Genomic DNA, 12,825 nt, shown 5'->3' on the forward strand with positions numbered 1-12,825 from the left:
CGGCGCTCACGAGACGGATTTCAGCCGCTTGCCTTCCGGATCGTGATTGATCGTCGCGGCGATGTCCTTGGTCCAGGCGGAGACGGCCGGAACGCGGGCGCGGTCGACGCGATAGGCGAATTTCTTGGCGACGTCGACGATTTCGCCGAGCAGGCCTGCTTCCAGCGTGATCGGGTCGAGGCCGAGATCGCGGAATTTTTCGTTCCGGACGATCAGCTCGTTTTCTGCGGCTTCCTTGCGCGGGTTGGGCAACCAGGCAATGTTGGCGCCGCTCATCCTGGCGATCATCTCGGCGAGGTCGCGCACCCGGTGGGTTTCCGTCATCTGGTTGAAGATCTCGACGCGGGCGCCGCGCGCCGGCGGATTTTTCAGCGCCAGTTCGATGCAGCGCACCGAATCCTGGATATGGATGAAGGCACGGGTCTGACCACCGGTGCCGTGCACCGTCAGCGGATAGCCGATTGCCGCCTGGATGAGGAAGCGATTCAGCACCGTGCCGTAATCGCCGTCGTAGTCGAAACGGTTGATCAGCTGCGCATGGCGGCGCGTCTGCTCGGTATGCGTGCCCCAGACGATGCCCTGGTGCAGATCGGTGACCCTCAGGCCATCATTCTTTGCATAGAACTGGAAGAGAAGCTGATCCAGGCACTTGGTCATGTGATAGATCGAGCCGGGATTGGAGGGGTAGAGGATTTCCTGGTTGACCGTCTCGCCACCTGAAGTTTCGATGCCGACCGGCAGGTAACCTTCGGGGATCGCCGCCCCGACCGTCGAATAGCCGTAGACGCCCATTGTGCCGAGATGGATGAGATGGGCATCGAGATTGAGTTCCGTCAGCGCGTTCAGCAGGTTGTGCGTGGCGCTGACATTGTTGTTGACGGTGTAGTTCTTGTGGCGGTCGCTCTTCATCGAATAGGGCGCGGCCCGCTGTTCGGCGAAATGGATGACGGCATCCGGGCGGTGTTCGGAAAGCCAGTTTTTCAGGAGTTCGTAATCCTTGGCGAGATCGATCAGATTGAAGTGGATGCGGCGTCCGGTTTCGGCATGCCAGATGCGGGTGCGCTCCTGGATCGAATCCATCGGGGTCAGCGACTGAACGCCAAGTTCCGTGTCGATCCAGCGGCGGGAGAGATTGTCGAGGATATGGATGTCGTGACCGGCATCGGAGAGATGCAGCGAGGTTGGCCAACCAATGAAACCGTCTCCGCCCATAACCGCAATCTTCATCACATCGTCTCCTGATTGGTCGCTCATTATCGGGAATAGTTAGGAATTGTGACAATCATTCAATGCTTGCCTGTCGGGAAGCGTTGCGCCAAACAGGGCACCTGAGTTTGGAGAAAATTATGACGGAACGCCCTTTTTCCATTTCGGGAGAGCTGACGGAGGCCGGACACCGCCTCGTTCAGCGGGTCTACTATGAAGATACCGACTTTTCCGGCCTGGTCTATCACGCCCGCTACCTGCATTTCCTGGAGCGCGGCCGTACCGATTATCTTCGCTGCCTCGGCGTCGAGCAGCGCGAACTCGTCAGCGCCGATGAGGAGGGCCTCGTTTTCGTTGTCCACCGCATGGAGATCGACTTCAAGAGCCCGGCGCGCATGGACGATGTGCTGACGATCCTGACACACACGGAGAAAGCCGGCGGCGCCAAGATGGTGCTCAATCAGCAGATCCGCTCGGGCGAGACGCTGCTGATCGCCGCCAAGGTGATCATCGCCGTCATCAACGCCCGGGGGCGGCCAAGGCGGTTGCCGGAAACACTGGCAGCGAAATTCCTGGAAGGCAGCATGCCGCTATAGGCCGAATTGCCGAAAAATCGGACCTTGTCAAAACTTGAACTTTATGTGAAGGAATTCCCGCGCCGCAGGATGAGCGCTCTTTCGGCAGCCGGACCTTGCTCCGGTCAAGTAATCCATGGAACGAAATCTTCCAAATACAGGCTTACTGTCACAGTCCGGCACTAACGATCTATTAACCATAATGGTGTCTTACTGGGAAAGTCGGAGTTTGTGCGGTGCACGCCTTCCTTTGACCAAATTTGACGGCAAGAAGGCGGAAGATGAGCTTGGAAGTTTGACCAGGGCTTTGGGCGGCGGCCGCCGGACACTTCTTGCGAGATCAGTTTGTGCCGCCCGGTCCAGCACCGGGCGTTTGGATTCGGGGATTTTGGATCAATGGAACAAGTAGGATTGGCAGCAGCAACGACGGACGTCAGCCTCTGGTCGCTTTTCATGCAGGCCGGCATCGTCGTCAAGCTCGTCATGCTCGGGCTTATCGCGGCCTCGGTGTGGACGTGGGCTATCGTCATCGATAAATACCTGGCCTATGGCCGCGCGCGGCGCCAGTTCGACAAGTTCGAGCAGGTGTTCTGGTCGGGCCAGTCGCTGGAAGAACTCTACCGCTCGCTGTCGGAACGCAACAATACCGGTCTGGCGGCGATCTTCGTGGCTGCCATGCGCGAGTGGAAGAAATCCTTCGAACGCGGCGCCCGCTCGCCGATCGGCCTGCAGATGCGTATCGACCGCGCGATGGACGTGACGCTCGCCCGTGAGACCGAATTTCTCGGCGCTCGCCTCGGATCGCTCGCGACCATCGGCTCGGCCGGTCCGTTCATCGGTCTGTTTGGCACGGTCGTCGGCATCATGACCTCGTTCCAGGCGATCGCCGGTTCGAAGTCGACCAACCTTGCGGTCGTCGCGCCCGGTATCGCCGAAGCGCTGCTTGCCACTGCGATCGGCCTCGTCGCCGCTATCCCGGCAGTTATCGCCTACAACAAGTTCTCTGCCGATGCCGGCAAGCTCTCGGGCCGAATGGAAGGTTTCGCGGATGAATTCTCCGCCATACTTTCGCGCCAGATCGACGAGAAACTGCAGCCGCGCGCTGCCGCTCAATAACCAACGGAGTATTCTCACATGGGTATGGCTGTTGGAGGCAATGGCGGAGGCGGCGGACGCCGCCGTCGCGGCGGTCGGAACAGGGCCGTGATTTCCGAAATCAACGTGACGCCGCTCGTTGACGTCATGCTGGTGCTTTTGATCATCTTCATGGTCGCGGCACCGATGATGACCGTCGGCGTGCCGATCGACCTGCCGGAAACGCAGGCCAAGGCGCTGAATTCCGAGACGCAGCCGATCACCATCTCCGTCAAGAACGACGGCGAGGTGTTCCTGCAGGAAACACCGATCCCGGCGGCGGAGATCGCCGCCAAGCTCGAGGCGATCGCCACCACCGGTTATAACGAACGTATCTTCGTGCGCGGCGACGCAACAGCGCCCTACGGCGTCATCGCCGACGTCATGGCCCGTATTCAGGGTGCAGGCTTCAAGAATATCGGCCTGGTGACGCAGCAGAAGAAGGACCAATAGCGCGCAAAATGAAGGCCAGTGTCATCACATCTGCTGTTTTGCACGGCCTGGTGCTCACCTGGGCGATGGTGTCGCTTGGCGCTCCGGAATCCTTCAAGGTAGAGGATTTCGAGGCGATGCCGGTCGATCTCGTGCCGGTGGAGTCCATTACCCAGATGCAGCAAGGCGACAAGAAGGCTCCGAAGAAGGAGACTTCCGCGCCCGTGCCGACGACACGGCCGCCGATTGCACAGCCGGCCGAGAATGCCGGCGACAACAATGTCGACCTGAAGACGCCGCCGGTCCCGAACGCCAAGCCCAGCAATACTGAAGCGGCTGCCGCCAATTCGAGCGACAAGCCGATGCCGAAGATCGATCCTAAGCCGAATGACGTCAAGGAGATCGTCAAGGAGGAAACGGAAGTCGAGCAGCCGAAGGAGGTTGCTTCAATTCCGCCGCCGAAGCCTGTCGAAGTGACGCCGCCGAAGCCCGAGGAAAAACCGCCGGAAGAACAGGCCAAGCCGGAGGAGCCGCCGAAGCCCGATGCCGAGGCGCTGCCGGACAATGTACCGACGCCTGTCGCCAAGCCGCAGGTGAAGCCGCCGGAACCACAGAAGCCCGCCGAGAAGCCGCCGGAAAAGACTGCGGATCAGCCGAAGGCTGCCGAAAAGCCGACCGAAAAGAAGAAGGCTGATCAGAAGCAGGAGACGGCGAAATCGGCTTCGGCGATGAAGAGCGATTTCAATGCCGATGAGGTTGCGGCGTTGCTGAACAAGACCGATCCTTCAGCAGGCGGTGCCAAGCGCTCGACGCAGGAGGCATCGCTCGGTGCGAAGAAGAGCAATGGCGGCTCCAAGCTTTCGATGAGCGAGATGGATGCGCTGAAGAGTGCCATCGCCGGCAATTGGTCTGTCATTCCCGGCATGGAAGGCGTGGGCGATGTTCGCATCAAGGTGCATATGAATCTCGATCAGGACGGCAACATCGTCGGCGAACCGGAAGTCGAGGCGGTCGGTGGCGATAACGAATCCACGCGTCGGGCACTCGCCGGCGGCGCTTATCGCGCCATCATGAAATCGGCTCCTTTCTCGTCGCTTCCAAAAGACAAATACGATACCTGGAGCGAAGTCGTCGTCAACTTCGATCCCAGCGATCTAGGAATCTAAATGCTGAAAGGCTTTTCCTCCATGAACAAGTGTTCCTTCTTCCGCGCCATCATGGTCGCTGCAGGCCTGATGACCGCTGCCGCGTTCGCGACGCCGGCGAACGCTCTCGTCGAGATCAATATCAATAAGGGCAACGTTCAGCCGTTGCCGATTGCGGTGACGGACTTCCTGCAGGGTGACATGGGGGCGCAGGTCTCGCAGGTCATCGCCGCCGACCTGCAGCGTTCCGGCCTGTTTGCTCCGATCAGCAAGACCGCATTCATCGAGAAGATTGCGAATCCTGACGCTGCGCCACGTTTCGAGGACTGGAAGGTCATCAACGCTCAGGCGCTGGTCACCGGACGGGTTACCCAGGAAGCGGACGGCCGCCTTCGCGCCGAGTTCCGCCTCTGGGATACCTTTGCCGGACAGCAAATGACTGGTCAGCAGTTTTATACGCAGCCTGAGAACTGGCGGCGTGTCGCTCACATCATTGCCGATGCGATCTACAAGCAGATCACCGGCGAAGAAGGCTATTTCGACACTCGTGTCGTCTTTGTCTCCGAATCCGGCACCAAGCAGCAGCGCAAGCGCCAGCTTGCGATCATGGACCAGGACGGCTTCAACATCCGCATGCTGACCGATGGCAGCGATCTCGTTCTGACACCGCGCTTCTCGCCGAGCCGGCAGGAAGTCACCTACATGTCCTTTGCCAACCAGCAGCCGCGCGTCTACCTGCTGCAGCTTGAAACGGGGCAGCGCGAGGTCGTCGGCAACTTCCCCGGCATGACCTTCTCGCCGCGCTTTTCGCCGGACGGGCAGAAGGTGATCATGAGCCTGCAGCAGGAAGGCAATTCCAACATCTATACGATGGACCTGCGCTCGCGCACGACGACGCGGTTGACCTCGACGGCTGCGATCGACACCTCGCCCTCCTATTCGCCGGATGGTGCGCGCGTCAGCTTCGAAAGCGACCGCGGCGGAAAGCCGCAGATCTATGTGATGAATGCCGATGGCTCGGGCCAGACCCGTATTTCCTTCGGCGACGGCTCCTATTCGACGCCGGTCTGGTCGCCGCGCGGCGATCTCATCGCCTTCACCAAACAGGCCGGCGGCAAGTTCTCGATCGGCGTGATGAAGCCGGACGGGTCCGGCGAGCGCATCCTGACGACCGGCTTCCACAATGAGGGCCCAACCTGGGCGCCAAACGGCCGCGTCCTGATGTTCTTCCGCCAGGCGGCAGGGTCGGGCGGTCCGCAGCTCTATTCGATCGACCTCAGCGGTTACAACGAGCAGCTTGTGAAGACGCCGACCTACGGTTCCGACCCGGCCTGGTCACCGCTTCTGGAGTAGGCGATGCACTGCCGCCTTCATGTCGCCCCAAAGTCATGGAAACCGGGCGGCTACGGGACAAATCAGTAAATCGTTAACCATAATCTTTGAGGGGCGGTTAACCGAGTGCGGTTACTGTCCGGAAACCCTGATGAAATCGCAAGGAGACCGGCCATGAGCCGAATTCATACCCCGGCAATGAGCCGCATGCAGAATTTCGCCCGCAACCCCGTCATGATCGCGCTTATCGCCGGTCTCGCGCTCGCAAGCTGCGCCAAGAAGCCGCCGAACAGCGCCGGCGACCTCGGCCTCGGCACCGGTGCTGGTGGGGCTGCAACGCCGGGCTCTGCCCAGGACTTCACGGTCAATGTCGGCGACCGCATCTTCTTCGATACCGACTCCTCGTCGATCCGCGCCGATGCTTCGCAGACGCTCGACCGTCAGGCCCAGTGGCTCGCCCGCTACCCGAACTACCAGATCACCGTCGAAGGCCATGCCGACGAACGCGGCACGCGCGAATACAACCTCGCGCTCGGCGCCCGCCGTGCGGCTGCCGCCAAGGACTATCTCGCTTCGCGCGGCGTCCCGGCGCAGCGCCTGAAGACGATCTCCTACGGCAAGGAACGTCCGGTCGCCGTCTGCGACGATATTTCCTGCTGGTCGCAGAACCGCCGCGCGGTTACCGTGCTTGGCGGCGCCGGCATGTAATTGCCGAGCAACAATTCGCTTTTTCGACAGGCGGTCCCATCTGGGGCCGCCTTTTCTTTTTGACCACACTTTGGCCAGACTCCGTTGCTTTTTGAAAGCAATTGGAAAAATCTCCTGTTCGTGCCATCGAGGTGCGAAGAATCACTGGGACAGGACGATACATATGAAGAAACTTGTCGTGGCAGGCATGCTGTGCCTCGCGGCTGTGACCGGAAGCGAACGAGCGGCCTATTCCGCCTCGTTCTTCGGGCTACATCTCGGCGGCCGATCCGCGGAAAACCAGGCGGCGCCGCCTGTTGTCAAGGTGCAGAGCGGCGACGCGGAGGTCCGTGTGCAGCAGCTCGAAGAGCAGCTGCGGCAGTTGAACGGCCGGATCGAAGAGATGAGCTTTCAGCTTCTGCAGATGCAGGAGACGATCCGCAAACAGCAGGAAGACAATGAATTCCGCTTCCAGCAGCTCGAAAAGACGGGCGGCGCCGGAGGTGCCACCAAGGCTCCTGTCAAGAAGAGCGAGACCGATGCCGCTCCGGCCGCCTCCGGTGGCGACGACATCGCCAAGGTAATTCAAGCACCGCAGGGAGCCGAAACGGCTCCCTCCACCAGCGTGCCGGAGAATAGCGGTCTCGGCCAGCCGCCGAAGGAGCTCGGCTCGATCGATTTCGATCAGAGCGGTAATCCGATCGGCGGAAGCGTCGACGAAAATGCGACAATTGGTTCCGGGCCGATTCCCGATGCCAACACCAAAACGCCGCAGCAGACCGCCTCGCTCGGCAGCGAAGCCGACCAATACAAGGCCGCCTATGGCCACGTGCTGTCCGGCGATTACAGCACGGCGGAACAGGAATTCACGCAGTATATCACCCGCTACCCGAGCAGCGCGCGGTCGGCAGACGCCAATTTCTGGCTCGGCGAAGCTCTTTATTCGCAGGGTAAGTACAATGAGGCGGCCAAGACCTTCCTCAATGCGCACCAGAAATACGGTACATCGGAAAAGGCACCGGAAATGCTGCTGAAGCTCGGCATGTCGCTTGCCGCCCTCGACAATACCGAGACGGCCTGTGCGACGCTGCGCGAAGTCTCGAAGCGTTATCCGAAGGCGTCGCGTGCCGTCATAAGCAAGGTTGCGAGCGAACAGAAGCGCCTCTCCTGCTAAGGTCTTCCGGAATGTCTCCGGAAGCCGCATCGCCTCAACTGGCGATCCTCGAGTTTGTCACGTCGCTTCAAAGCCCCGCGCGCATTCTCGTCGCGATATCAGGCGGCAGCGATTCCACCGGCCTGCTCCTTCTTCTCGATCAAGCCGTGAAGGCCGCGTCCCATCTCAGGCTTTCCCTTTGCGCTGCAACCGTCGATCATGCGTTGCGCGCCGGCTCCGCAGACGAGGCGCGTGAAGTCGCAGCCCTCTGCGCATCGCTCGGCATTCCCCACACCATCATGATCTGGCAGGGCGACAAGCCGACAACCGGCATCATGGCTGCGGCCCGAGAGGCCCGTTATGGCTTGCTTGCGACCGCCGCCACAGACTTCAAAGCCGATCTCATCGTCACGGGGCATACACTCGACGACCAGCGCGAAACACTACAGATGCGTGGGATGCGAACAGAGCAGGTTTCGACCGGTATTGCAGATGCAGTGCTCTTTGACCGGCGTTTCTGGATTTTACGTCCGCTTCTTTTTTCCACCCGGGCGGATATCCGCGCTTTCCTGAAAGAGCGGGGCGTGCCGTGGATCGACGATCCCAGCAACGAGGACACGAAGTACGAGCGCGTGCGGATGCGCCGGCAGCTTTCGGCCGATGCAGGCATGACGAAGGATATCAGCGCGGCTTGGGAGGAGCGGCTGGCGCTGTCGTCCAGAGGAGCCGAATGGCTGGATCGTCATTTCCGGCTTCACGGCTGCCTGCTCGGGCAGGTGATGCCTGACGGGTTGCGGCAGGATCGCGCAGTCCTCGACTATGCACTCGCCCGTCTGGCAGCCGTTTTCGGTGGGCAGCCGTTTGCGCCGGGGAGGGGGCATATGGAGCGTATCCTTGCATTTGCCACCGGCAGCAAGCCGGGACGCATGACCGCCGGCAGGGTAGTGTTCGATCTGCGGCATGACGGGCTTTATCTGGCGCGCGAGAACCGGGGGATATCGCCTCTGGTATTGCGGCCGGGCGAGGCGGGGGTTTGGGATGGCAGGTTTTATGCGCGCAATGGGTCGGTCGCATCAATTGAAATCCAGGCCGCTGCTGCACACGCGCAAGACACTTCACGCTTTATCGAGTCAATCACCGCGCAGACGCGCGGTGCCTGGATTCCGGTGACGAGCACAGGAATGTGGGAGTATATGCAGCGCCTTCCCAAGAGCGCATGGAAGCGCGCTATCGCTTCGGCGCCGGTGTTATCCGCCGAAGAGAGCCTTTTATCTGAGGAATCCGCCCGCATGGTCGAACTAGCACCCTATTTCGCACCCTTCGACCGCTTTTTGACACGATTTGACTTCATCTTTGCCAATAGGCTTTCGGCGGTTTTCGCGACGGCGCCCTATGCGAGGCTGCCTTTAAGAAGTATTGACGGAAAAACCATCTGACTTGGGGGATCGCCTTGGCAACGGCACGGCGCAACCCTATGTTAGAAACGAATAAGACGGTCGCCATGAGGCGGCTGTTCCATGCTGGGGAGTTCAATGAACCCTAACTTACGTAATTTCGCCTTGTGGGCGATCATAGCGCTTCTGCTGATCGCCCTTTTCAGTATGTTTCAGACGGCGCCGGCACAGACGGGCTCCCGCGAAATCCCTTATTCGCAGTTTCTGCGTGAGGTCGATGCGGGCCGCGTGAAGGATGTCGTGGTGACGGGCAACCGTCTCTCCGGAAGCTATGTTGAAAATGGCACCACCTTCCAGACCTATTCACCTGTGATCGACGACAGTCTGCTCGATCGCCTGCAGTCGAAGAATGTCCTGGTTTCCGCCCGTCCTGAAACGGACGGCTCTTCGGGTTTCCTCAGCTATCTCGGCACGCTTTGGCCGATGCTTCTGATTCTCGGCGTCTGGCTGTTCTTCATGCGGCAGATGCAAGGCGGCTCACGCGGCGCGATGGGCTTCGGCAAGTCCAAGGCCAAGCTTTTGACTGAAGCGCATGGCCGCGTGACTTTCGAAGACGTCGCCGGTGTCGACGAGGCCAAGCAGGATCTCGAGGAAATCGTCGAATTCCTGCGTGATCCGCAGAAGTTCCAGCGTCTTGGCGGCAAGATCCCGCGCGGCGTGCTGCTCGTCGGCCCTCCGGGCACCGGCAAGACGCTGCTCGCCCGCTCGGTCGCCGGCGAAGCCAATGTGCCCTTCTTCACCATTTCGGGCTCCGACTTCGTCGAAATGTTCGTCGGCGTCGGCGCAAGCCGCGTGCGCGATATGTTCGAGCAGGCGAAGAAGAATGCGCCCTGCATCATCTTTATCGACGAAATCGATGCCGTCGGCCGCCATCGCGGCGCCGGTCTCGGCGGAGGCAATGACGAACGCGAGCAGACGCTGAACCAGCTGCTGGTCGAAATGGACGGCTTCGAGGCGAATGAAGGCGTGATCCTGATCGCCGCCACCAACCGCCCCGACGTGCTCGATCCTGCGCTGCTGCGTCCCGGCCGTTTCGACCGTCAGGTCGTCGTGCCGAACCCCGACATCGTCGGCCGCGAGCGTATCCTCAAGGTGCATGCGCGCAACGTTCCGCTGGCGCCGAATGTCGATCTCAAGATTCTCGCCCGCGGCACACCCGGTTTCTCCGGCGCCGACCTGATGAACCTTGTCAACGAAGCCGCCCTGATGGCCGCCCGCCGTAATAAGCGCGTCGTCACCATGCAGGAATTCGAAGACGCCAAAGACAAGATCATGATGGGCGCCGAGCGCCGTTCTTCGGCGATGACCGAGGCGGAAAAGAAGCTCACCGCTTACCATGAGGCCGGTCACGCCATCACCGCGCTCAATGTCGCCGTCGCCGATCCACTGCACAAGGCGACGATCATTCCGCGCGGCCGTGCGCTCGGCATGGTCATGCAGCTTCCCGAGGGCGACCGCTACTCGATGAGCTACAAGTGGATGGTTTCGCGCCTCTGCATCATGATGGGCGGCCGCGTCGCCGAGGAGCTCACCTTCGGCAAGGAGAACATCACTTCGGGTGCCTCTTCCGACATCGAGCAGGCCACCAAGCTTGCCCGCGCCATGGTCACGCAGTGGGGCTTCTCCGACCAGCTCGGTCAGGTCGCCTATGGCGAGAACCAGCAGGAAGTCTTCCTCGGCCACTCGGTTTCGCAGTCGAAGAATGTTTCGGAAGCAACCGCGCAGAAGATCGACAATGAAGTGCGCCGGCTGATCGACGAGGCCTATACCCAGGCCCGCACGATCCTGACGGAAAAGCACGACGAATTCGTCGCTCTTGCCGAAGGTCTGCTCGAATACGAGACGCTGACCGGCGAAGAGATCAAGGCGCTGATCCGCGGTGAAAAGCCTTCTCGCGATCTCGGCGATGATTCGCCGCCGAGCCGCGGCTCCGCCGTTCCGAAGGCCGGCGCACGGCCAGCCACCAAGGGTGACGAGCCCGAAGGCGGCCTCGAACCGCAGCCGCATTGAACAGCGGCACCAATCCGAACAAGGCCGGATTTCCGAAGTGGGAGATCCGGCCTTTTCTATTGGTAACGGGATATAATCATTTTTCTTGCTAATTTACGTGCTGATCGCCGCATTTTGTGGCATTCCGCTGAATTGAGGCAAGTATGAATCACGCTCGTGGATTGACGACATTCCACTGAAGCCGGATTCGCTTGGAACGGTGCGCTGCCTTGAATGGCGCGCGGAAAGCGCAGGAGTGCAGATGAAAAGACGCTATTTCGGTACGGACGGCATTCGCGGCCAATCCAATGTCTTCCCGATGACGCCGGATCTCGCCATGCGGGTCGGCATTGCCGCCGGTACGATCTTCCGCCGCGGCAACCATCGCCACCGCGTCGTCATCGGCAAGGATACGCGCCTTTCCGGCTATATGCTTGAGAACGCCATGGTCGCGGGCTTCACGGCCGCTGGTCTCGATGCCTTCATCCTCGGCCCGATCCCGACACCAGCTGTTGCCATGCTAACGCGCTCGCTGCGCGCCGATCTCGGCGTGATGATCTCGGCTTCGCACAATCCTTACGAGGATAACGGCATCAAGCTCTTCGGCCCTGACGGTTACAAGCTGTCAGACGACATCGAGGCCGAGATCGAGGATCTGCTCGAAAAGGATCTGAATGCCCAGCTTGCCAAATCCGACGACATCGGCCGCGCCAAGCGCGTCGACGGGGTGCATGACCGCTATATCGAACATGCCAAGCGCACGCTGCCGCGCGACGTGACGCTGCAGGGTCTGAGGATCGCGATCGATTGCGCCAATGGTGCTGCCTACAAGGTGGCACCGGCCGTGCTCTGGGAGCTCGGCGCCGAGGTCGTCACCATCGGCAACGAGCCGAACGGCACCAACATCAATCTCAATTGCGGCTCCACCAGCCCCGTCGCGCTGCAGAAGAAGGTCGACGAGGTGCGCGCCGATATCGGCATCGCGCTCGATGGCGATGCCGACCGCGTCATCATCGTCGATGAAAACGGCTCGATCGTCGACGGAGACCAGCTGATGGCCGTTATCGCCGAGAGCTGGGCCGAGAGCCAGCAACTGCGCGGCAACGGTATCGTCGCCACCGTCATGTCCAATCTCGGCCTCGAGCGCTTCCTCGACGAGCGCGGCATGGCGCTTGCCCGCACGCGGGTCGGCGACCGCTACGTCGTCGAGCATATGCGCCAGCACAATTACAATGTCGGCGGCGAGCAGTCCGGCCATATCGTGCTTTCGGATTACGGCACGACCGGCGACGGTCTCGTCGCGGCGCTGCAGATCCTGGCCGCGGTCAAGCGCACCGGCCGGACCGTCAGTGAGGTCTGCCGTCGCTTCGAGCCGGTGCCGCAGCTCCTGCGCAATGTCCGCATCAGTGGCGGCAAGCCGCTGGAGGATATCCAGGTGCAGAAGGCGATCGCCGATGCCGAAGCCGAACTGGCCAGGAACGGCCGCCTCGTCATCCGCCCTTCGGGCACCGAGCCGCTGATCCGCGTCATGGCCGAGGGCGACGACCGCGCCCAGATCGAGCGCATCGTCAACGAGCTGATCGGCACGATCTCGAACGTCCGGACCGCCGCCTGATTTTTTAGGGACGAAATTTCAAAAGCCGGTACGTAGGTGCCGGCTTTTTCGCTGTTGGCGCCTTCGGTTCGAAGATCCACTCCGGATGGACTTCCCGCCGAAA

The 12,825-nt window shown here is 61.0% G+C and carries 11 protein-coding genes; 10 read left to right on the forward strand and 1 reads right to left on the reverse strand.

Annotation, left to right across the window (positions count from 1 at the left end):
• Positions 1-6 precede the first annotated feature (6 nt).
• Entirely contained in the window at positions 7-1,227 is a 1,221-nt protein-coding gene (locus tag BS629_RS12535) for an NAD-dependent epimerase/dehydratase family protein (RefSeq protein ID WP_018243439.1), read from the reverse strand.
• A 119-nt stretch (positions 1,228-1,346) separates the two neighbouring features.
• On the opposite strand from BS629_RS12535, the gene ybgC reads away from it, so the two are divergent.
• From ybgC to glmM, 10 genes are all read left to right on the forward strand, one after another.
• Entirely contained in the window at positions 1,347-1,802 is a 456-nt protein-coding gene (gene ybgC, locus BS629_RS12540; RefSeq protein WP_018243438.1) for a tol-pal system-associated acyl-CoA thioesterase, read from the forward strand.
• A gap of 375 nt (positions 1,803-2,177) precedes the next feature.
• Complete coding sequence (tolQ, locus tag BS629_RS12545) at positions 2,178-2,897, forward strand: protein TolQ (protein ID WP_003542733.1); 720 nt, start codon at positions 2,178-2,180, stop codon at positions 2,895-2,897.
• A gap of 18 nt (positions 2,898-2,915) precedes the next feature.
• The gene (tolR, locus tag BS629_RS12550; protein ID WP_017968102.1) at positions 2,916-3,368 is read left to right on the forward strand and encodes a protein TolR; all 453 of its coding nucleotides are present in this window, start codon (positions 2,916-2,918) and stop codon (positions 3,366-3,368) included.
• 8 nt (positions 3,369-3,376) lie between these two features.
• Positions 3,377-4,513, forward strand: a complete 1,137-nt coding sequence (locus tag BS629_RS12555) for a cell envelope integrity TolA family protein (RefSeq protein WP_018243437.1) — start codon at positions 3,377-3,379, stop codon at positions 4,511-4,513.
• Positions 4,514-4,534: 21 nt separating this feature from the next.
• Entirely contained in the window at positions 4,535-5,845 is a 1,311-nt protein-coding gene (gene tolB / locus BS629_RS12560; protein ID WP_026188517.1) for a Tol-Pal system beta propeller repeat protein TolB, read from the forward strand.
• A gap of 153 nt (positions 5,846-5,998) precedes the next feature.
• The gene (gene pal / locus BS629_RS12565; protein WP_018243435.1) at positions 5,999-6,532 is read left to right on the forward strand and encodes a peptidoglycan-associated lipoprotein Pal; all 534 of its coding nucleotides are present in this window, start codon (positions 5,999-6,001) and stop codon (positions 6,530-6,532) included.
• Positions 6,533-6,695: 163 nt separating this feature from the next.
• On the forward strand, positions 6,696-7,685 hold the full coding sequence (gene ybgF / locus BS629_RS12570; RefSeq protein ID WP_018243434.1) for a tol-pal system protein YbgF: 990 nt from the start codon (positions 6,696-6,698) through the stop codon (positions 7,683-7,685).
• A gap of 11 nt (positions 7,686-7,696) precedes the next feature.
• Positions 7,697-9,100 carry a tRNA lysidine(34) synthetase TilS gene (gene tilS / locus BS629_RS12575; protein WP_018243433.1) on the forward strand — a complete coding sequence of 468 codons (1,404 nt, stop codon included), beginning with the start codon at positions 7,697-7,699 and terminating at the stop codon, positions 9,098-9,100.
• Between the two features lie 96 nt (positions 9,101-9,196).
• Positions 9,197-11,128 carry an ATP-dependent zinc metalloprotease FtsH gene (ftsH, locus tag BS629_RS12580; RefSeq protein WP_077988261.1) on the forward strand — a complete coding sequence of 644 codons (1,932 nt, stop codon included), beginning with the start codon at positions 9,197-9,199 and terminating at the stop codon, positions 11,126-11,128.
• Positions 11,129-11,369: 241 nt separating this feature from the next.
• On the forward strand, positions 11,370-12,722 hold the full coding sequence (glmM, locus tag BS629_RS12585; protein ID WP_018068990.1) for a phosphoglucosamine mutase: 1,353 nt from the start codon (positions 11,370-11,372) through the stop codon (positions 12,720-12,722).
• Positions 12,723-12,825: the final 103 nt, after the last annotated feature.

It is taken from the genome of Rhizobium leguminosarum bv. viciae USDA 2370 (assembly GCF_002008365.1).
In the GTDB taxonomy this organism is placed as follows: domain Bacteria; phylum Pseudomonadota; class Alphaproteobacteria; order Rhizobiales; family Rhizobiaceae; genus Rhizobium; species Rhizobium leguminosarum.

What these genes read in the sequence shown, in the direction of transcription:
- ybgF (WP_018243434.1), top strand. Translation starts at nt 6,696, where the DNA reads ATGAAGAAACTTGTCGTGGCAGGCATGCTGTGCCTCGCGGCTGTGACC.
- tolB (WP_026188517.1), top strand. Translation starts at nt 4,535, where the DNA reads ATGAACAAGTGTTCCTTCTTCCGCGCCATCATGGTCGCTGCAGGCCTG.
- tilS (WP_018243433.1), top strand. Translation starts at nt 7,697, where the DNA reads ATGTCTCCGGAAGCCGCATCGCCTCAACTGGCGATCCTCGAGTTTGTC.
- ybgC (WP_018243438.1), top strand. Translation starts at nt 1,347, where the DNA reads ATGACGGAACGCCCTTTTTCCATTTCGGGAGAGCTGACGGAGGCCGGA.
- BS629_RS12535 (WP_018243439.1), bottom strand. Translation starts at nt 1,227, where the DNA reads ATGAAGATTGCGGTTATGGGCGGAGACGGTTTCATTGGTTGGCCAACC.
- BS629_RS12555 (WP_018243437.1), top strand. Translation starts at nt 3,377, where the DNA reads ATGAAGGCCAGTGTCATCACATCTGCTGTTTTGCACGGCCTGGTGCTC.
- tolQ (WP_003542733.1), top strand. Translation starts at nt 2,178, where the DNA reads ATGGAACAAGTAGGATTGGCAGCAGCAACGACGGACGTCAGCCTCTGG.
- glmM (WP_018068990.1), top strand. Translation starts at nt 11,370, where the DNA reads ATGAAAAGACGCTATTTCGGTACGGACGGCATTCGCGGCCAATCCAAT.
- ftsH (WP_077988261.1), top strand. Translation starts at nt 9,197, where the DNA reads ATGAACCCTAACTTACGTAATTTCGCCTTGTGGGCGATCATAGCGCTT.
- pal (WP_018243435.1), top strand. Translation starts at nt 5,999, where the DNA reads ATGAGCCGAATTCATACCCCGGCAATGAGCCGCATGCAGAATTTCGCC.
- tolR (WP_017968102.1), top strand. Translation starts at nt 2,916, where the DNA reads ATGGGTATGGCTGTTGGAGGCAATGGCGGAGGCGGCGGACGCCGCCGT.